This window comes from Plantibacter sp. H53, from assembly GCF_001650455.1.
GTDB lineage: Bacteria > Actinomycetota > Actinomycetes > Actinomycetales > Microbacteriaceae > Plantibacter > Plantibacter flavus_A.
This window is the reverse complement of the sequence record NZ_LWCT01000010.1, coordinates 40,691-59,709: the sequence shown is the minus strand read 5'-3', so window position 1 is coordinate 59,709 and position 19,019 is coordinate 40,691. Positions and strand designations below refer to the sequence as shown.

16 protein-coding genes are annotated in these 19,019 nt (G+C 69.1%); 11 read left to right on the top strand and 5 right to left on the bottom strand.

What is annotated here, in order from left to right; genetic code table 11:
- Nucleotides 1–89 precede the first annotated feature (89 nt).
- From A4X17_RS07240 to A4X17_RS07200, 10 genes are all read left to right on the top strand, one after another.
- The gene (locus A4X17_RS07240) at nt 90–1,109 is read left to right on the top strand and encodes a serine hydrolase (protein ID WP_064294997.1); all 1,020 of its coding nucleotides are present in this window, start codon (nt 90–92) and stop codon (nt 1,107–1,109) included.
- A 265-nt stretch (nt 1,110–1,374) separates the two neighbouring features.
- The gene (locus A4X17_RS19185; RefSeq protein WP_153303513.1) at nt 1,375–1,515 is read left to right on the top strand and encodes a hypothetical protein; all 141 of its coding nucleotides are present in this window, start codon (nt 1,375–1,377) and stop codon (nt 1,513–1,515) included.
- A 107-nt stretch (nt 1,516–1,622) separates the two neighbouring features.
- A complete protein-coding gene (gene chvE / locus A4X17_RS07235; RefSeq protein WP_064294996.1) occupies nt 1,623–2,735 on the top strand; it encodes a multiple monosaccharide ABC transporter substrate-binding protein in 1,113 nt (370 codons plus the stop codon).
- Nucleotides 2,736–2,872: 137 nt separating this feature from the next.
- Nucleotides 2,873–4,381 (top strand): multiple monosaccharide ABC transporter ATP-binding protein, encoded by a 1,509-nt coding sequence (gene mmsA / locus A4X17_RS07230; protein ID WP_064295024.1) that lies wholly within the window; start codon nt 2,873–2,875, stop codon nt 4,379–4,381.
- Between the two features lie 32 nt (nt 4,382–4,413).
- Complete coding sequence (gene mmsB, locus A4X17_RS07225; protein ID WP_064294995.1) at nt 4,414–5,667, top strand: multiple monosaccharide ABC transporter permease; 1,254 nt, start codon at nt 4,414–4,416, stop codon at nt 5,665–5,667.
- A gap of 41 nt (nt 5,668–5,708) precedes the next feature.
- The gene (locus A4X17_RS07220) at nt 5,709–7,442 is read left to right on the top strand and encodes a hypothetical protein (protein ID WP_064294994.1); all 1,734 of its coding nucleotides are present in this window, start codon (nt 5,709–5,711) and stop codon (nt 7,440–7,442) included.
- A 247-nt stretch (nt 7,443–7,689) separates the two neighbouring features.
- A complete protein-coding gene (gene araB, locus A4X17_RS07215) occupies nt 7,690–9,387 on the top strand; it encodes a ribulokinase (RefSeq protein ID WP_064295023.1) in 1,698 nt (565 codons plus the stop codon).
- A complete protein-coding gene (locus tag A4X17_RS07210; protein WP_064294993.1) occupies nt 9,384–10,091 on the top strand; it encodes an L-ribulose-5-phosphate 4-epimerase in 708 nt (235 codons plus the stop codon). Before araB ends, A4X17_RS07210 begins: the two co-directional genes overlap by 4 nt.
- Before the next feature lie 127 nt (nt 10,092–10,218).
- The gene (gene araA, locus A4X17_RS07205; protein ID WP_056014267.1) at nt 10,219–11,736 is read left to right on the top strand and encodes an L-arabinose isomerase; all 1,518 of its coding nucleotides are present in this window, start codon (nt 10,219–10,221) and stop codon (nt 11,734–11,736) included.
- A 150-nt stretch (nt 11,737–11,886) separates the two neighbouring features.
- Nucleotides 11,887–12,207 (top strand): hypothetical protein, encoded by a 321-nt coding sequence (locus A4X17_RS07200; RefSeq protein ID WP_064294992.1) that lies wholly within the window; start codon nt 11,887–11,889, stop codon nt 12,205–12,207.
- 20 nt (nt 12,208–12,227) lie between these two features.
- On the opposite strand, the gene A4X17_RS07195 is transcribed toward A4X17_RS07200, so the two are convergent.
- Genes A4X17_RS07195 through A4X17_RS07175 form a run of 5 tightly spaced genes read right to left on the bottom strand, consistent with a single transcriptional unit; the run spans nt 12,228 to nt 17,808 of the window.
- Nucleotides 12,228–13,322 (bottom strand): hypothetical protein, encoded by a 1,095-nt coding sequence (locus tag A4X17_RS07195; RefSeq protein WP_121293797.1) that lies wholly within the window; start codon nt 13,320–13,322, stop codon nt 12,228–12,230.
- A 37-nt stretch (nt 13,323–13,359) separates the two neighbouring features.
- Nucleotides 13,360–14,676, bottom strand: a complete 1,317-nt coding sequence (locus A4X17_RS07190) for an alpha-L-fucosidase (RefSeq protein WP_064294990.1) — start codon at nt 14,674–14,676, stop codon at nt 13,360–13,362.
- Nucleotides 14,673–15,551, bottom strand: coding sequence for a carbohydrate ABC transporter permease (locus tag A4X17_RS07185; protein WP_064294989.1), 879 nt, complete (start codon nt 15,549–15,551; stop codon nt 14,673–14,675). The genes A4X17_RS07190 and A4X17_RS07185 overlap by 4 nt, the downstream gene beginning before the upstream one ends.
- Nucleotides 15,548–16,459 (bottom strand): carbohydrate ABC transporter permease, encoded by a 912-nt coding sequence (locus A4X17_RS07180; RefSeq protein ID WP_064294988.1) that lies wholly within the window; start codon nt 16,457–16,459, stop codon nt 15,548–15,550. Before A4X17_RS07180 ends, A4X17_RS07185 begins: the two co-directional genes overlap by 4 nt.
- A complete protein-coding gene (locus tag A4X17_RS07175) occupies nt 16,456–17,808 on the bottom strand; it encodes an extracellular solute-binding protein (RefSeq protein WP_064294987.1) in 1,353 nt (450 codons plus the stop codon). The genes A4X17_RS07180 and A4X17_RS07175 overlap by 4 nt, the downstream gene beginning before the upstream one ends.
- Before the next feature lie 225 nt (nt 17,809–18,033).
- On the opposite strand from A4X17_RS07175, the gene A4X17_RS07170 reads away from it, so the two are divergent.
- Nucleotides 18,034–19,014, top strand: a complete 981-nt coding sequence (locus tag A4X17_RS07170; protein WP_064294986.1) for a cyclase family protein — start codon at nt 18,034–18,036, stop codon at nt 19,012–19,014.
- Nucleotides 19,015–19,019: the final 5 nt, after the last annotated feature.

The window sequence follows — 19,019 nt, the reverse complement described above, 5'->3', positions numbered from 1 at the left end:
CCATTATGCACACGCCTCAGGCCGCCGACGGATCGGGTCCCCCAGGGCGCGTGGAGCCACGGAGGGGTCCGCGAGGGTACCGTTGGGGGATGGATACCGAAAGCGTCGCCCGCGTCATCGAAGCCACCGACTTCTCGGGCGTCGTGCTCGTCAAGCGCGGTGACGAGACGCTCTTCGAGGCCGCCCGAGGCCTCGCCTCGCGGGAGCGCGACGAACCCATCACGCTCGACACCCGCTTCGACACGGCCTCCATCACGAAGCTCTTCACCGCCGCCGCCGTGCTCCAGCAGGTGGACGCCGGACACATCGACCTCGACGAGTCGATCCACGAGTACGTCGACCTCGACGGCACCACCATCCGCCGCGACGTCCAGCTGCTCCACCTGCTCACCCACACCTCCGGCATCGCCGACGACGCCGACGAGACCGCCGGCGAGAGCTACGACGACCTCTGGGCGGAGCGCCCGGCCTCGTCGATCCGCGAGACCGCCGACCTCCTGCCGCTCTTCGCCGACAAGGAGCCGCTCGCGGCCCCCGGCGAGGAGGCGAACTACGTCAACGCGGGCTACGTGCTGCTCGGGCTCGCGCTCGAGGGGGTGACGGGGCTGCCCTACCGCCAGCTCGTCGAGCAGCAGGTGTTCGCGCTCCTCGGCATGGACCACTCGGGCTTCGTCGACCGCCGGACGGGCGAGCCCGGCCTGGCCGAGGGGGGCGACGTCGACGACGACGGCGTCTGGCACTCGAACGCCGAGGCGTTCCCACCGCTCGGCGGCCCGGACGCCGGTGCACAGTCCACCGCGGGCGACCTCATCACCTTCCTGCGCGCCGCCCGCGACGCGAAGATCCTCACCGCCGAGCTGACCGAGGAGTTCACCTCCCCGCAGATCGAGGTCGACGAGGAGATCTCCTACGGCTTCGGCTTCGAGTTCGACGTCGACGAGGACGGCCAGGTGCGATCGATGTACCTCGACGGCGTCAACCCCGGTGCGAGCGGCATCGTGCGCACCTACTTCGGCCCGACCGCCGCCGACGCCATCGACGTCGTCGTGCTGTCGAACTCCGAGGACGGCGCCTGGGACGTCATCCGCGCGATCGACGCCGAACTCTAGGCGTCCACTGGGATCTGCCGGGCACATCCCCGGTTTCCGGCCATGCCGATCGGGGCGTAGCTGCGCCCCCGGCACGTGCTTGCACGGGCACGCTGAGAGCGCGACCATGCCCCGGCAATCGCCGGTTATGAAAATGAGACCCATCCCGACTTGACATCAGGTGGAGGTCTGGGGCTATCGTGTGACACACAATGTGAACGGTCACATTCGGAGTGACGAGGAAGTCGACGTGGGAACGAAGCGCAATGGAGCGAGCAGGTCGGCGATGAGCCGCCTCCCGATCCACGGCACCGATCGATCCGACCACAGCTCCCTCTCGGCCCGGCTCTCCGCCGGCCACCTCTCCCTGCACCCTCGCCGGCACCACGACGAGGCGCCCGCACCCGCACCCGCGAACGCCACGTAACCGACGAGCGGCCTCGATGAGCTGGACACATCGGAGCCGTCCGACCTGCGCATGACAATGACGTCCAAGCAACTCCCTAGGGAAGGAACCACACAGTGAAGAAGAGAATGCTCCTCGCCACGCTGGCCGCAGGCACGATGATCGTGTCGCTCGCCGGCTGCTCCGGCGGTGCAAGCGGCGGATCGGGCGGCGGCGAAGGCGACGGCAAGCTCGTCGGCGTCGCGATGCCCACCAAGAGCTCCGAGCGCTGGATCCAGGACGGCAACGCCGTCAAGGAGCAGCTGGAGAAGGAGGGCTTCAAGGTCGACCTGCAGTACGCCGAGGACGACATCCCGACCCAGGTCTCGCAGATCGAGAACATGATCACCAAGGGCGCCTCCGTCCTGATCATCGCCTCGATCGACGGCACCACGCTCACGAGCGTGCTGCAGGAGGCCAAGGACGGCGACATCCCCGTCATCGCCTACGACCGCCTGATCCGCGACAGCGAGAACGTCGACTACTACGCGTCGTTCGACAACTACAAGGTCGGCGTGCAGCAGGCCAACTCGGTCCTCAACGGCCTCGGCCTCGTCGACCTCGAGGGCAAGCCCACCGAGGGCGCACCCGCCGGTCCGTTCAACATCGAGATGTTCGCCGGCTCGCCCGACGACAACAACGCCACGTTCTTCTGGGACGGCGCTCAGGACACCCTGAAGCCGTTCATCGACGCGGGCACCCTCAAGGTCGCCAGCGGTCAGACCTCCTTCGAGCAGGCTGCAACGCTCCGTTGGGACGGTGAGACCGCGCAGAAGCGTATGGAGAACATCCTCACGTCGACCTACTCCGACGGCAGCAAGGTCAACGCGGTCCTGTCGCCCTACGACGGCATCTCGCGAGGCATCATCTCGGCGCTGACCGACGCCGGCTACTCGGTGGGCGACGGCTGGCCCGTCATCTCCGGCCAGGACGCCGAGCTCGACTCGGTCAAGGCCATCGAGTCCGGCGAGCAGTACGCGACCATCTTCAAGGACACCCGCCAGCTGGCGAGCGAAGCCGTCAAGATGGCCGTCGCCGTGCTGAACGGTGAGAAGCCCGAGGTCAACAACACCGAGGACTACGACAACGGCAAGAAGGTCGTCCCGTCCTTCCTCCTCGAGTCGCAGATCGTCGTCAAGGACAACATCCAGGAGGTCCTCGTGGACTCCGGGTACTGGACCGAAGACGAGATCAAGGGCTAGTCAGTCCTGCAACACCCCTTTCGACAGGCTCAGGGAACGGAATCACTTCCGATCCCTGAGCCTGTCGGAGGGCCCGGTTCAACGACGATCACCTGTAAGGAGACACGGTGTCAGGCGAGACCACGAGCATCCTCGAGATGCGCAACATCATCAAGACCTTCCCCGGCGTCAAGGCCCTCTCGAACGTCACGCTCGATGTGCAGCGCGGTACCGTGCACGCCATCTGCGGTGAGAACGGCGCCGGCAAGTCGACGCTCATGAAGGTGTTGTCCGGCGTCTACCCGTTCGGCACCTACGAGGGCGACATCGTCTTCGAGGGCGAGACGATGGAGTTCAAGGACATCCGCGACTCGGAGTCCAAGGGCATCGTCATCATCCACCAGGAGCTGGCCCTCAGCCCCTACCTCTCCATCGCGGAGAACATCTTCCTCAACAACGAGCTGAAGGGGCCGCTCGGCCTCATCGACTGGAACCGCACCAACCAGGAGGCGGCAGCACTGCTCGCCCGGGTCGGCCTGCGGGAGAACCCGACGACCAAGATCCTCGAGATCGGCGTCGGCAAGCAGCAGCTCGTCGAGATCGCGAAGGCCCTCTCGAAGCGCGTGAAGCTCCTCATCCTCGACGAGCCGACCGCAGCATTGAACGACGAGGACTCCGACCACCTGCTCGACCTGATCCTGCACCTCAAGGAGCAGGGCATCACGTCGATCATCATCAGCCACAAGCTCAACGAGATCAAGAAGGTCGCCGACACCGTCACGGTCATCCGCGACGGCAAGACCATCGAGACGATCGTGAAGAACGACGTCACCGAAGAGCGCATCATCAAGGACATGGTCGGCCGCGACCTCGAGCACCGCTACCCGGACCACACGCCGAACATCGGCGAGGAGATCCTGCGCGTCGAGGACTGGACCGCCCACCACCCGCAGGACCCGACCCGCGTGATGGTGGACGCCGTCAACCTCAACGTCCGCGCCGGTGAGATCGTCGGCATCGCCGGCCTCATGGGCGCCGGCCGCACCGAGTTCGCGATGAGCCTGTTCGGTCAGTCGTACGGCAGCCGGATCAGCGGCAAGGTGTTCAAGAACGGCACCGAGATCCGCACCCGCACGGTGTCCGAGGCGATCGACAACGGCCTCGCCTACGCCACCGAGGACCGCAAGTACTACGGCCTCAACCTCATCGAGGACATCAAGCGGAACATCTCGATGGCCTCGCTGAAGAAGCTCGAACGCGGCGGACTCGTCAACGACAACGAGGAGTACAAGGTCGCCGAGGAGTACCGGAAGAGCATGAACATCAAGGCTCCGAACGTGCTCGCGAAGACCGGGAAGCTCTCGGGCGGCAACCAGCAGAAGGTCGTCCTCTCGAAGTGGATCTACTCCGACCCCGACGTCCTCATCCTCGATGAGCCCACCCGTGGCATCGACGTCGGCGCGAAGTATGAGATCTACACGATCATCAACCGCCTCGCCGCCGAGGGGAAGGGCGTCATCGTCATCTCCTCCGAGCTCCCCGAGCTCATCGGCATCTGCGACCGCATCTACGCCCTCAGCGAGGGCCGCATCACCGGCGAACTGCCGATCGAGGAAGCGAACCCCGAAGCGCTCCTCAAACTCATGACCATGGAGAAGCCCCGCTGACGCGGGCGCGGACGGATCGAAGGAGAACCGCAATGTCCGATCTGGACACCAAACCCACCGTCCCGGCAGGCGACGGTACCGCCGCCGGCGGCCTCGTCAACCCGGCCACCAACCGCTTCACGAGCTGGCTGACCCACATCCTCAGCGACCTCGGCAAGAACGGCATCTTCATCGCCCTCCTGCTCGTCGTCGTGTTCTTCGCCGTCATCACCGACGGCATCCTGCTGCGGCCGCAGAACATCTCCAACCTGATCGTGCAGAACGGGTACATCCTCGTCCTCGCGATCGGCATGGTGATGGTCATCATCGCCGGCCACATCGACCTGTCGGTCGGTTCCGTCGCGGCCTTCGTCGGTGCGGTGTCCGGTGTGTTCGCCGTGCAGATGCAGATGCCGTGGTGGATCGCCGTCATCCTGTCGCTCGCCATCGGCGCGCTCGTCGGTGTCTGGCAGGGCTTCTGGATCGCCTACGTCGGGATCCCGGCGTTCATCGTGACCCTCGCCGGCATGCTCATCTTCCGCGGCCTCGCGCTCGTGGTCCTCGGCAACGCCAACATCGGTTCCTTCCCGGCGGAGTACCGCGCGCTCGGCAACGGCTTCCTGAACGACGTGTTCGGTGACTTCCCGATCGACCCGCTCACGCTCGGGATCGGCGTCATCGCCGTCGTCGGCCTCGTCGTGCAGCAGGTCCGCACGCGCCTCGGCCGTCAGAAGTACGGCCAGGAGACCGAGCCGTTCCCGTGGTTCGTCGCCAAGCTCGTCCTCATCATCGCGGGCATCGGCTTCTTCGTGTACGCCCTCGCCGCGTACAAGGGCATCCCGGTCACGCTCATCGTGCTGGCCGTCCTCGTGCTCGTCTACGGCATCGTCATGAACCGCTCGGTCTTCGGCCGCCACATCTACGCGATCGGTGGCAACCGTCACGCCGCGGAGCTGTCCGGCATCAAGACCCGCAAGGTCGACTTCTTCCTGTTCGTCAACATGGGCTTCCTCGCGGCGCTCGCGGGCCTCATCTTCACGGCCCGCCTGAACCTCGCCGGTCCGAAGGCCGGTGATGGCTTCGAGCTCGAGGCGATCTCCGCCGCCTTCATCGGTGGAGCCGCGGTGCAGGGTGGCGTCGGTACCATCGGCGGCGCGATCATCGGCGGTCTCATCATCGGTGTGCTGAACAACGGTATGTCGATCATCGGCCTCGGCATCGAGTGGCAGCAGGCCGTCAAGGGTCTCGTGCTGCTGCTGGCCGTCGCGTTCGACGTCTACAACAAGCGCCGCAGCGGCGGACGCTGATCCCGAGGTCCGCGACCGCGGAACCCGGATCGATCCGACGCATGGACATCCACCACGGAGGCGAGAGCACCGGCGACCTGGCCGGTGCCCTCGCCTCCGTGCGTGGTGGCGAGGCGACCGCCCCGCCCGAGTCCTCGTCGGCCATGCCGGCGCTCGCTGTCCTGCGGGACGGCACGCCGCTGCTGGAGGTGCCCTTCAGCACGGTGCACGCCGTGCTCGGCCCGGTCTCCGCGCTCCGGCACCTGATCGCGCGGTTGTCCGGTACGGCTCCCGCCCCGCGCGGCGTGACCAGGTCGTCCGGTTCCGAGACGGTGCTCGTCGCCGGTCGACCGGCACGGTTGTCGTCCCGGGCCGCATCGAGCGCCTCCGGGGTGGCCGTCGTGACGGCCGGGCAGGCCATCAGCTGGTCGCAGACCATCGGCGAGAACGTGCTGCTCGGTTCCGAGCGTGCCGCGGGCCTGCGGGAGACGGTCGTGCGGCTCCTCCGAGGACCGTCCGCCGACCGGACGTCCGTGGAGCAGAGCGATGCCGCGCGGATCCGCCGCGCTCTGCGTATCGTCGGGCTCGACCGGTCACCCGCGGACCCCGCCGGTGCCCTGTCGGTCGTGGAGCGTCGGCTCGTGGAGCTGGCCAGGGCGGTCGCCGCGGAGGCCTCGCTCATCGTGATCGACGACAGCGGACCCGCGCTTCGAGCGGACGAGGTCGAGCGCTGGCGGCAGGCGATGGTCGAGGTGGCCCGAGTTCCTCGAGCCGCCGGCCCAGCACCCGGCGTCCTGCTCGCGACCGGGGCCGTCACCGGGCTGGCGGGCGTCGCATCGACCGCGACCGTGCTGGCCGTCGGCGGTGCCCACTCGCCCTCGATCCGACTGACTCCCGACAGCGGTGAACGCGAGGTGCTCGAAGCCATGGCCGATGGTGCGCTCGCCCTCGACGCCGCAGGTCCGGCCGGGGCCCGCTCGTGGACACCGGGTACCGCGACGGTTCCCACGGATCGGGTGTCGGGCACCGGCCTCGCCGTCGAACACTGGACCGCGAGCCACCCCGCGGACCCCGAGCGGACCGTCGTCGACGACCTGTCCTTCGCCTGCGCACCGGGGGAGGTGCTCGGGCTGTTCGGTCCGCCCGACTCCGGTGCCGGGGAGGTGCTGCTGAGCGTCTTCGGGCGGTCGTATGGCGCACGGACCCGCGGTTCGGTGGCGCTCGACGGTGCTGTGGCCGACGTCTCGACGACGGACCTGGCGCGCGCCGCGGGGGTGCTCTACACGACCGAGCATCCGATCCGCTTCGACCTCTCCTTCCTCGGCGGAGTGCCGTCGAGCGTCTCCCCGGACGCCCTCACGAGGATGGTCAGGCTGGGTGTGGCCGACCCGCGCCGCGACTACCGGGCGACGACCGTGCCGAGTGGCCTGGTCGCCGCACTCCCCGGCGTGCACCGCGGACCGGACGCCGACCAGTTCACGGAGTCGCTCCGGATCATCGCGGACACGGGGGCACGCGCCGTGCTGCTCGCCGAACCGTTCGGTGCGACGGGCCCCCCCGGCTCCGAGGACGGACGTCGGCGGGCTGAGCGGTGCGCCCTGATCCGATCGCTCGCGGCGTCTGGCCGGGCGGTCGTCGTCTCGAGCGAGGACCCTGCGGCGCTCGCGGCCGTCTGCGACCGGGTCGTCGCCGTCCGCGCGGGCCGGATCGTGGGGACCGTGGGCGCGGTCGGCGTCGCGGATGCCGAGCGTCTCGACGCACGCGCCGTCATCGAGACGATGGGCGGTCTCGCATGAGTCGAGATCGCAGGAGTCGAGATCGCCTCGTCCCGTCCGTGGCCACGGCAATATACAACGTTGTACACTGGAGTGCGGCCCAGCCCTGGTCCACCCGAACGAGCAGTCGCCCACACGCGCTTCACCACAGCATCGCGAATCAACCGAGCACCAGATCGACGAAGGAGTCCCACCGGTGAACACCGAGCAGAACCCGGCCGCCAGCGCCCCCGAGCAGGCGACCGCCACCCACGCCGAGACCTACACGATCGGCGTCGACTTCGGCACGCTGTCCGGCCGAGCCGTCGTCGTGCGAGTGTCCGACGGCGCCGAACTCGGGTCGGCGGTGCTCGACTACCCGCACGCCGTCATGGATCGGGAGCTCGCCTCCACCGGCGCCGCGCTGCCGCCCGACTGGGCGCTGCAGGTGCCGGCCGACTACGTCGCCGTCATGCAGTCCGCCGTGCCGCGCGCCGTCGAGGCCGCCGGGATCGACCCCGCCGCCGTCATCGGCATCGGCACCGACTTCACCGCCTGCACGATGGTCCCCGTCATCGCCGACGGGACGCCGCTCAACGAGCTGCCCGAGTACGCTGACCGCCCACACGCCTACGTGAAGCTGTGGAAACACCACTCCGCGCAGCCGCAGGCGGACCGCATCAACGAGCTCGCCGCCAAGCGGGGCGAGTCCTGGCTGCCGCGATACGGCGGGCTCATCTCGAGCGAGTGGGAGTTCGCCAAGGGGCTCCAGCTCCTCGAGGAGGACCCCGAGCTCTACGAGCGCATGGACCACTGGGTCGAGGCGGCCGACTGGATCATCTGGCAGCTCACCGGCACCTACGTCCGCAACGCCTGCACCGCCGGCTACAAGGGCATCTACCAGGACGGCGCCTACCCGAGCCACGAGTTCCTCGCGGCCCTCAACCCCGCCTTCGAGCGCTTCGCCGACGACAAGGTCGCGCACGAGATCGGTGAGCTGGGCGCCGCCGCAGGCACCCTGTCGGCCGAGGCCGCTGGGTGGACCGGTCTCCGTGAGGGCATCGCGGTCGCGGTCGGGAACGTCGACGCGCACGTCGCGGCACCCGCGGCGCAGGCCGTCTCGCCCGGCCAGATGGTCGCGATCATGGGCACCTCCACCTGCCACGTCATGAACGGCGACGTCCTCCGCGAGGTCCCGGGCATGTGCGGCGTCGTCGACGGCGGCATCATCGCCGGCCTCTACGGCTACGAGGCCGGGCAGTCCGGCGTCGGCGACATCTTCGCCTGGTACGTCGCGAACCAGGTCCCCGCCCGATACACCGAGGAGGCTGCGGCGCGCGGCGTCAGCATCCACGAACACCTCACCTCCCTCATCCAGGACCAGCCGGTCGGCGCGCACGGCCTCGTCGCCCTCGACTGGCACTCCGGCAACCGCTCGGTCCTCGTCGACCACGAGCTCTCCGGCACCGTCCTCGGCCTGACGCTCACCACCCGCACCGAGGAGGTGTACCGCGCATTGTTCGAGGCGACGGCCTTCGGCACCAGGAAGATCGTCGAGACGTTCAACGCCTCGGGCGTCCCCGTCACCGAGTTCATCGTCGCCGGCGGTCTGCAGCGGAACCCCTTCCTCATGCAGACCTACTCCGACATCCTCCGCCTGCCGATCTCGATCACCGCGAGCGACCAGGGGCCCGCGCTCGGCTCGGCCATCCACGCCGCCGTCGCCGCCGGAGCCTACCCGGACGTCCCTGCGGCCAGCGCCGCCATGGGCAAGGTGAACCGCGCCGTCTACACGCCGAACGAGGCGGCGGCCGACGCGTACGACCTGCTCTACGCGGAGTACGCGACGCTGCACGACTACTTCGGTCGTGGCGCCAACGACGTCATGAAGCGCCTGAAGCGCATCCGCCGAGCCGCCCTCGGTGGCCGCGTCGACGGCCTGCCGACCGACACCGAGACCACCGCCCTCGAAGGAGCAACCGCGTGAACACCTACTCGCCCGAGATCGAGGTCGCGATCGCGCGCGTCCGGTCCGACGTCGCCAAGCTGCACGGCGAGCTCGTCCGGTACGGGCTCGTCATCTGGACCGGCGGCAACGTCTCCGGTCGGGTGCCGGGAGCCGACCTCTTCGTCATCAAGCCCTCCGGCGTCGACTACGACGACCTCGCACCCGAGAACATGATCCTCTGCGACCTCGACGGCAACGTCATCCCGGGCACGCCAGGCGCTGAGCGGTCGCCGTCGAGCGACACCGCGGCGCACGCATACGTCTACCGGCATATGCCCGAGGTCGGTGGCGTCGTCCACACCCACTCCACCTACGCGGTGGCCTGGGCGGCACGTGCCGAGCCCATCCCGTGCGTCATCACGGCGATGGCGGACGAGTTCGGCGGGGAGGTCCCGATCGGTCCGTTCTCGATCATCGGCGACGACTCGATCGGACGCGGCATCGTCGAGACGCTCACCGGTCACCGCTCGCGCGCGGTGCTCATGCAGAACCACGGGCCGTTCACGATCGGGAAGGACGCCCGCGACGCCGCGAAGGCCGCGGTCATGGTCGAGGACGTCGCCCGCACCGTGCACATCTCGCGTCAGCTCGGCGAGCCGAAGCCCATGCCGACCGAGGCGATCGACGCCCTGTTCGACCGATACCAGAACGTCTACGGCCAGGCGCCGCAGGGCGCGCTCTGACCAGAACGACCTCCGGTCCCCGCGCCGTTCCCGGTCCCTGAGCCTGTCGAAGGGCAGGGACCGCCGCACCGAACTCCGGTCCCTGAGCTTGTCGAAGGGCCCACCCACTCAGAAAGCAGACCCACCCATGCCGAAGCCCACCACCACGCTCGACCACTACACCGTCTGGTTCCTCACCGGCAGCCAGAACCTGTACGGCGAGGAGACCCTCCGTCAGGTCGCCGAGCAGTCCCAGGCCATCGCCGCCGAGCTCGGCGCCGCCGCCGACGTCCCCGTGCGGATCGAGTGGAAGCCCGTCCTCAAGGACTCCGAGTCGATCCGTCGCGCCATGCTCGACGCGAACGCCGACGACAGCGTCATCGGTCTCGTCACCTGGATGCACACCTTCAGCCCGGCCAAGATGTGGATCGCCGGCCTCGACGCGCTGCAGAAGCCGCTGCTGCACCTCCACACGCAGGCGAACGTCGAGCTGCCGTGGTCGGAGATCGACTTCGACTTCATGAACCTCAACCAGGCGGCACACGGCGACCGCGAGTTCGGGTACATCCAGACGCGTCTCGGCGTCGCCCGCAAGACGGTCGTCGGCCACGTCTCCGACCCGCGCGTCCAGCGTGAGGTCGGCACCTGGCAGCGCGCCGCCGCCGGTTGGGCGGCCACGCACGAGCTCAAGCTCGCACGCTTCGGCGACAACATGCGGTACGTCGCCGTCACCGAGGGCGACAAGACCGAGGCCGAGCTGCGCTTCGGGGTGCAGGTCAACACCTGGAGCGTCAACGAGCTCGCCGAGGCCGTGCACGCGTCGACGGACGCCGACATCGACGCGCTCGTCGCCGAGTACGAGGAGCTGTACGACGTCGTCCCCGAGTTGCGGAAGGGTGGCGAGCGGCACGAGTCGCTCCGCTACGGCGCCGCGATCGAGCTGGGCCTGCGCTCCTTCCTCGAGGCCGGCGACTTCGCCGCGTTCACGACGAGCTTCGAGGACCTCGGCGAGCTGCGTCAGTTGCCGGGCCTCGCCGTCCAGCGCCTCATGGCCGACGGCTACGGCTTCGGCGCGGAGGGCGACTGGAAGACGGCCGTCCTCGTGCGTGCCGCGTCCGTCATGGGCGCCGGCCTCCCCGGTGGCGCCTCGCTCATGGAGGACTACACGTACCACATGGAGCCCGGCAACGAGCTCATCCTCGGGGCGCACATGCTCGAGGTCAGCCCGACGCTCTCCTCGGCTCGTGCCACCCTCGAGGTGCACCCGCTCGGCATCGGTGGCAAGGAGGACCCGGTGCGCCTGGTCTTCACGGCCGACTCCGGCCCCGCCGTGGTCGTCGCGATGAGCGACATGCGCGACCGCTTCCGGCTGACGGCGAACGTCGTCGAGGTCGTCCAGCCCATCGAGGCCCTGCCGAAGCTGCCCGTCGGGCGCGCCGTGTGGAAGCCGGCTCCGGACTTCGCGACCTCCGCCGCTGCCTGGCTCACCGCCGGCGCCGCGCACCACACCGTCATGTCGACCGCCGTCGGGGTCGAGGTCTTCGCCGACTTCGCGGAGATCGCCAAGACCGAGCTCCTCGTGATCGACGAGTCGACCACCACGCGCGACTTCCAGCGCGAGGTCCGTTGGAACAACGCGTACTACCGCCTGGCCCAGGGGTTCTAGCCTCGGGACGATCCGACCGAGACGGTCTCCTGCCCACCAGCGGGAGGCCGTCTCGCGTCGTGCTGTCGTCGATCGTGCGGTGCGACGACGGCGCTTGCTAGCCTGGGGCGACGCGCCGGGGGTGGCGCACTGAACGACGGGGGTCGACCGATGACGGATGTGTTCACGCGGCCGGAGCAGCACGAACCGGGCGACCAGAGGACGGCCGAGCCGACGAGGCTCGGATGGAAGCTCGCGATCGGTGGGACCGTCCTCGTCGCCGGTGTCGGAGCGGTCCTCGCGATCGTCGCAGCGACGGGCGGGTTCACCGCCGCCGACCCGGCGGCCGCCGAGCGGGCGATGGAACGGTGCATCGCGGAGCGGGCGAGCAGCATCGTCGACGCCGGCGACCGTACCCCGGCCGAGGCCGCCGCCGAGGGATGTGCGCTCGATGCGGAGTCGGACACCTTCCTCGACGAGTACGGCGACTGACCCGTACCCGTCCGGACGCGCTAGGGGAGGAGTCCGACGACGGCGCCGACAGCGAAGAGCGCCAGCGCGCTCCACATGAGGATGTCGTCGGTACTCATACGGAGCTTGAGGCGTCGGCCGCGAGTGCTGACGCGGCCGACCATCGCGTCGGGCGCCGGTGCGACCGTCTCGGTGCTCCGTCGGTCGCCCCGGGTCTCGCGCCACCGGGCCCAGCGCTCGACACGGTCGTCCACGGCGTCGACAGCGGCGGCGATGTCCTGCCAATCGTCGACCTTCGTCGTGACGAGGTCGTCGGTGGTCACGAGGAGGAGCCAGTCGTCGACGATCTCGACGTCGAAGCCGCGCACGTGGTCGAGGAGGCGCGCCATCACGTCGGGCGTGAACAGGTAGAGCGCGTCCGCCTCGTAGCCGATCGGGCAGTAGAGGTGGAAGTGTCGGTCGAAATCGCCCTCGAGCTCCAGTCGCTGAGTGCCCACCGGGGCGCTCGCGGCGCTCATGCCGCGGCGTCGGCCGTCCTGCGCGCGGAGCACCAGGTGTGGCAGGGCGATCGGTATCCGGAGCGCGCAGTAGCCGCCGAAGGGGGCCGCGAGGTTCTTCCGGTTTCCGGTGATCTCGTAATTCGTGATCTCGATGCCGCGCGGTTGGCGGCTTCGGAGGACGCGGTGAAGGTTCAGTGCACCGCGGTTCCGCCAGGGCATGTCGCGCGGCGCCGCAACGGGGCCGACCAGGTAGTCGAATCCGTTCGCCTCGGCGAAGGCGACGAGACGGAGGTGCGTGCGTCGCATGGTCCTGCGTGACCAGACCCTGACCGTCGTCCGGACGAGGATCACGGCGACGGTGACCATGGCCAGCGCGAGCGTTCCCAATCCGAAGGCGAGTCGTGCAGCATCCGCGCCGTGTTGTGCGAGCGCCAGGACGCCGATCAGCGTGAAGAGCGGGATGCTCAGCAGTCCGCCCACCGTGCCGATCGTGGTCGTGATCCGGCGCGCCCGCCCGATGCGGTCGAGGGCGTCGGGCTGTTCGGCGACGAAGGCTCGCCATTGCTCTCGAACCTCGCGACGGGGAAGCGGCCGGGTGAGCGCACTCGTGTCGAGTGGTTCGGGGAGTGCCTGCACGTTCACCAGCCTAGTTCCGCGTCGAGGCGCGGCCCGCTCAGTCGGGGGCGTCCGTCGGGGCCTCGTATCCGACCGGCAGCTCGGGGACGGTGCTCGTGCCAGTGTGGAACGCGGTGACCGCCAGAAGCGTCGGGTTCGGCGCTTCCTCGGGGTGGCCCGCCTCGTCGGTGACGTCGGGGACGAGCTCGATCGTCAGCCGGTCGGTGGTGACCGGTTCGAACACGTGCACCCTCGAGACGCCGACGGAACCGGCTCCGACGAGCGTGCGGCCGTCCGCTGTCCGGACCTCGTGGCGGTCGACGAGCTGTCCGGCTGCGAGGTCCTCGTGCAGCCGGAGGTGATCGATGGTGACCTGCTCCGCGAACGTGACGGTGACCGTCGACCCGTCGGTGGTCAGCGTTCCCGGGATCGGCTGTGCGAAGCGTCGGTCGCGCTCCGCGGCCCAGGCGGTCACGCGTTCCACATCGGCGTCGGGGAGGAGCCCGCGAGTGTCTGGTGGGAGATTGAGGAGCAGGTTCGCTCCGAGTCCGACGGACCGGTAGAAGATCGCGAGCAGATGCTCGACCGACTTCGGCTCGTCGTCCGGGTGCCAGAACCAGCCGCGGCGGATCGAGACGTCGCACTCGGGCGGCAGGTAGAGGGCCTCCTCGAACCGGCTGGTGACGACCGTGTAGTTGCTGAAGTCGGTGTGGTCGACGACGTACCGCACCGGGTCTTCGGCAAGACCGTTCTCGTTACCCACCCAGCGGATCGTCGGGGCGCCCATGTTGAACACCATCGCCTGCGGCTGGAGTCGTTCGATGATGGCGGTGATGCCGGGCCAGTCGTAGGTGTACCCCTCGGACCCGGCGCCGTCGAACCACAGCTCGACGAGCTCGCCGTAGTTCGTGCACAGTTCGGTGAGCTGCCGGGCGTACACCTCGGCGTAGCGCGCCTCGTCGGCGTATTCGGGAGCGTGGCGATCCCACGGCGAGAGGTACAGCCCCAGTCCGAGGCCCGCCTCGCGACAGGCCGCTGCAAGCTCGGCCACGATGTCGCCGTGGCCGTCCCGCCACGGAGAGGATGCGACGCTGTAGTCGGTCGTCGCGGTCGGCCAGAGACAGAACCCGTCGTGATGCTTCGCGGTGAGGATGACGTATCGGGCGCCGATCGAGGCCGCCACGCGCACCCACTGCCGTACATCGAGGTCGCTCGGATCGAAGCTCGAGGCGGGCAGGGTGCCGTCGCTCCACTCCTTGCCGGCGAAGGTGTTGACGCCGAAGTGGAAGAACACGCCGAAGCCGTCCTGTTGCCAGCGCAACTGGCCCCCGCTCGGGACGGGACGGTGCTGGCGGTGGTGCGACTGTTGACTCACTTGACTCCTCCTGCTGCGACGCCTCGGTGGAACCATCGTTGCAGCACGATGAACACCACGAGGACCGGGACGACGGCGATGATGGATCCGGCCATCGCGACCCTGGGGTCGAACCCGAACGACGACGCCGAGAGTCGTGCGAGTCCGAGCGAGACGGTGAACGACGACTCGCTCCGCAGGACGAGGAGCGGCCAGAGGAAGTCGTCCCAGGCGGTGATGAAGGAGTTGACGACGACGACGAGCATCGCGCCGATGGACGACGGCAGGAAGAGGGCGGTGAACCGCTGCCACTCCGAGGCTCCGTCGAGGAAGGCGGCGTCCTCGATCTCGTCGGGCACCGCCGTGAACGCGGCCCGCATGATGAGGACGTTCATCGCGGAGACCGCACCGGGGAGCCACGCGCCGACGAGGGTGTCGAGCAGGCCGAGCTCCTGGGTCATGAGGAAGAGCGACACCATGATCGACTCGAAGGGCACGACCATCGACACGATCAGCACGGTGAAGGTGACCCGCCGCCCGCGCCAGCCGCGTCGGGAGAGCATGTACCCGGCTGCGGTCGGCAACACCACCTGGGAGGCGATGGTGAGGGTGCAGACGATCGCGCTGTTCGTCAGGTAGGCGTCCATGGGGATCTGCCGGAAGATCGTGACGTAGGCGTCGAGCGTCGGCGACTGCGGGAACAGGGTGGCGTCGCGTCCGAAGAGTGCTTCGCCGGAGCCCTTGAGCGACGACATGAACTGCCACAGCAACGGGCCGACGGAGATGAGCAGCACGAGGAGCAGGAGCGCGTACCGCACCGGTGTCGTCCTCGACCAGCGCCGACGCCGACGCCGCAGGAGTGGTCGCGCGGGTGGCTGCCCGATGTGCGCGATCATGCGTCCCGCTCGCCGCCGAAGCGCTGAGCCAGCACGGCGAACACGGCGGTGAGCGTGAAGAGCGCCACGCTCGCGGCCGCGCCGTAGCCCGCGTTGCCGGTGATCGGGTCGAGCGCTGCGTCGCGGATGAAGAACGGGAGTGTCCGCGCTTCGCCTCCCGGGCCACCGGTGGCGCCGCCGAGCAGGTAGACCTCGCTGAACACGCGGAGCGACCCGATGCCGGCGAGGAGCCCGACGAGGAGCATCGTGAGGCGGGTGCCCGGCACCGTGATGGTGAGGAACCGTCGTATCGGGCCGGCGCCGTCGAGTTCCGCCGCCTCGTACAGCTCACGGGGGATGTTGGAGAGCGCCGCCAGGTAGAAGATCAGATACCACCCGAGCCCACGCCACACCGTGAGGGCGATGGCGCTGAGCAGGATGAGCGACCCCTCGGAGAGGAACGGCACCGCCTGCTGGATGAGACCGACCCGTTGGAGCACCGTGTTCACGGGCCCCTGTTCACCGAGGAGGTTCTGCCAGACCAGCCCGACCGCGACGACGGACGCCACGATCGGAGCCGCGTAGGCGGAGCGGAAGAACCCCATCCCGGGGAGCCGGGTGTGGACGAGCTGTGCGAGCAGCAACGGGAGGACGACCAGCAACGGGACGGCGATGACCGCATACAGCACGCTGTTGCCGGTCGCGGACCAGAACGCGGGATCCTGCAGGATCGAGCGGTAGTTGTCGAGGCCGACGAAGGCTCCACCCATGCCGAGCGGGGACGTGTCGGTGAACGAGAGCGCGATGGTCCCGACGAAGGGCCCGACGCTCCAGATGGAGATCATGAGCAGCGCGGGTGCGCACCACAGCAGCGGCACCCAGGGCGGTCGGTAGCGCGCCGCCCCGTTGAGGTGGATGGCTGTCGTCATCGAGCATCGGCTCCGATGACCCGGTTGGCCGCGTCCTGGGCGGCCTGGAGCGCCTCACGCGGCGCCTTCTTCCCGGTGAGCGCCAGTTGGAGCTCGGCGTTGACCGCGTTCGCGACCGCCTCGCTCCACTGCACGATGGTGACGATCTCCGCTTCGTCGGCGAGCTCGACGGCGAGACGGTTCGCCTCGTCGATGGGTGCGGTGCCGGTGATGTCCGTGAGCTTCGGGATGCCGAGCGACTCGGTGGTGCTCGGGAAGTTCTGGATGCGCGGGTCGCTGATGAAGCGGTTCTGCTGCTCGGCGGCGAGGAGGAACCGCGCGAACGCGATGGCGGTGGCCGGGTTGGTGCTCGTGCTCGGGACACCGATGGTCTGCACCTCGGCGATCGCCGTCCCGCGGCGGTCGAGGAGGGAGGAGACGCCCACGTGCTCGTAGACGCCCGGGTTGCCCTCCTGCACGTACCGGAGCGACGAGGCGTTCGGTGACCCCCAGACGGTCGCGCCCTGGGTGAACAGGGCGGTGGGCTCGTCGTCGGAGGCGATCGAGTCCTTCGGGATGCCGCCGGCCAGCGCGAGTCGCGTCATGCGCTCGGTCCACTCCTGCACGGCCGGATCGTCGGCGAAGACGAACGCCGAACCGTCGTCGGCGATGACCTCGGCCTCCTGCAGCTGCCACTCGAGCGGGAGTCGCAGACCGAGACTCGCGGAGAAGGCACTGAACTCGCCGTTCGACCGTTCGGCGACCTGATCGGCCGCGTCGAAGAGTTCCTCGAAGGTGGTCGGCGGCTGTTCCGGGTCGAGCCCGGCGCGCTGCATGAGCTCGGTGTTGTACGTCTGGAGGCCGATGAGCCCCCAGTACCAGGGGAGTACGTAGTGGTGGTCGTCGCCGGGGAGGACCAGGCTGTCCCAGAGGCTCGGGATGAAGTCGGCGCCGATACCCGGTGACGCTGCGTCGAGGTCCGCGAGGAAGCCCTGTTCGCGGAGCCCGCCGGCGGTGGCGAGCGGCATGTTCACGACGTCCGCCAGCGAGCACGCCTGCGCGTCCGCGACGAGCCGGGTGGCGAAGCTGCCGTCGCCAGGGTCGTCCTCCCAGGTGACGGTCGTGCCGGGGTAGGCGGCTTCGAACTCCTCGATGAGCTCGGTGAAGTACTCGGAGAACGAGGCCTTCAGCGCGGTGGTCTGGAAGGTGATCTCGCCGGACGGCGTCGCGTCGACCGGCGTGCCGGCGGCGAATTCGTCGGCGATCGCGCAGCGACCGACACGCTCGCCCCCGGCGTCGCCCGTGCACGCGGAGAGCACGACCAGCGTGGTGGCTGCAGCGGCGATCGACAGGGTTCGTTGGTGCTTCATGGGGGCTCTCCTCGTCCGCGGACGGGTTCGTCAGCCGTCCTTGCATATCGAGAATAGGCATGAGGTATGTGATATGCAAGCCCTGTATACAAAAGCCTCATGAGGTCTGCTTGTGGAGTGCACTCAGCCGTCCAGTCGACGGAACCGCACGGTCGTGGCCGGATATCGGTGGCCCATGGCCGGGAATCCCTCGGCAGGGTTCGCGGCACCCGTCAGAATGAGGGCATGACCGAACAACGCGCCGTCCTCGATGCCACCGTCAGCTTCCTGAACGGCGGCGGTCTCGCCGTCGAGGACTTTCGTCTCGACCTGCCGCCCGCCATCGCGCAGACGAAGGGGAAGGCGCAGCAGCAGGAGGTCGGTCGGCTGCTCGTCACGCACCTCGGGCTCGCGATGGTCGGCGAGATCCGCATCACCAAGCTCGAGATCGTGCGCGAGCAGCACAAGGGCTCCCGCGGGATCCTGGCGGCGGCTGCTGCGGCCGGGCTCGAGGTCCCGGACAGCGCAGCGCATGCGGACGCCGTGCGCCCCCGTCCGGCGGGCGTGCTCGTCGAACTCAGCCACCCGATCCGCGCCGGCCTCCGCACCTACCCTGGGCTGCCGGAGCCGGTGATCCGTCCGTTCCTCACCCGTGAGGACTCGCGCCCGAAGTACGCCGAGGGCACCGAGTTCGCGATGGACATCATCGAGATGGTCGGCAACACCGGCACCTACCTCGACAGCCCGTACCACCGCTACGCCGGCGGCGGCGACCTCGCGAGCCTGACGCTCGAGCAGCTCGTCGACCTCCCGGCCGAGGTGTTCCACCTCCAGGACTCGACGGAACGCGGTATCGGCGCGAACGTCTTCCTCGACCGCGAGCTGCGCGGGACCGCCGTCCTCCTGCACACCGGGTGGGACCGCCACTTCGCGACCGAGGCCTACACGAAGGACGCCCCCTACCTCGCCGAGGACGGGGTCCGGTACCTCGTCGAGCAGGGCGTGGTGCTGGTCGGCATCGACTCCATCAACATCGACGACACCGAACCGGGATCCGGCGGCGCGCGTCCGGCCCACTCGCTGCTCCTCGAGGCCGGGATCCAGGTGGTCGAGCACCTCACCGGCCTCGAACAGCTCCCCGCGAGCGGCGCCGCCTTCACCGCGACGCCACCGCTCGTCGAGGACTTCGCGACCTTCCCCGTCCGCGCCTTCGCGCGACTGCCCTAGGCGCG

Coding starts and splice junctions, on each gene's coding strand:
- A4X17_RS19185 (WP_153303513.1), top strand. CDS start 1,375: ATGAGCCGCCTCCCGATCCACGGCACCGATCGATCCGACCACAGCTCC.
- A4X17_RS07175 (WP_064294987.1), bottom strand. CDS start 17,808: ATGAAGCACCAACGAACCCTGTCGATCGCCGCTGCAGCCACCACGCTG.
- A4X17_RS07240 (WP_064294997.1), top strand. CDS start 90: ATGGATACCGAAAGCGTCGCCCGCGTCATCGAAGCCACCGACTTCTCG.
- chvE (WP_064294996.1), top strand. CDS start 1,623: ATGCTCCTCGCCACGCTGGCCGCAGGCACGATGATCGTGTCGCTCGCC.
- A4X17_RS07180 (WP_064294988.1), bottom strand. CDS start 16,459: ATGACGACAGCCATCCACCTCAACGGGGCGGCGCGCTACCGACCGCCC.
- A4X17_RS07185 (WP_064294989.1), bottom strand. CDS start 15,551: ATGATCGCGCACATCGGGCAGCCACCCGCGCGACCACTCCTGCGGCGT.
- A4X17_RS07220 (WP_064294994.1), top strand. CDS start 5,709: ATGGACATCCACCACGGAGGCGAGAGCACCGGCGACCTGGCCGGTGCC.
- A4X17_RS07200 (WP_064294992.1), top strand. CDS start 11,887: ATGACGGATGTGTTCACGCGGCCGGAGCAGCACGAACCGGGCGACCAG.
- mmsA (WP_064295024.1), top strand. CDS start 2,873: ATGCGCAACATCATCAAGACCTTCCCCGGCGTCAAGGCCCTCTCGAAC.
- araA (WP_056014267.1), top strand. CDS start 10,219: ATGCCGAAGCCCACCACCACGCTCGACCACTACACCGTCTGGTTCCTC.
- mmsB (WP_064294995.1), top strand. CDS start 4,414: ATGTCCGATCTGGACACCAAACCCACCGTCCCGGCAGGCGACGGTACC.
- A4X17_RS07170 (WP_064294986.1), top strand. CDS start 18,034: ATGACCGAACAACGCGCCGTCCTCGATGCCACCGTCAGCTTCCTGAAC.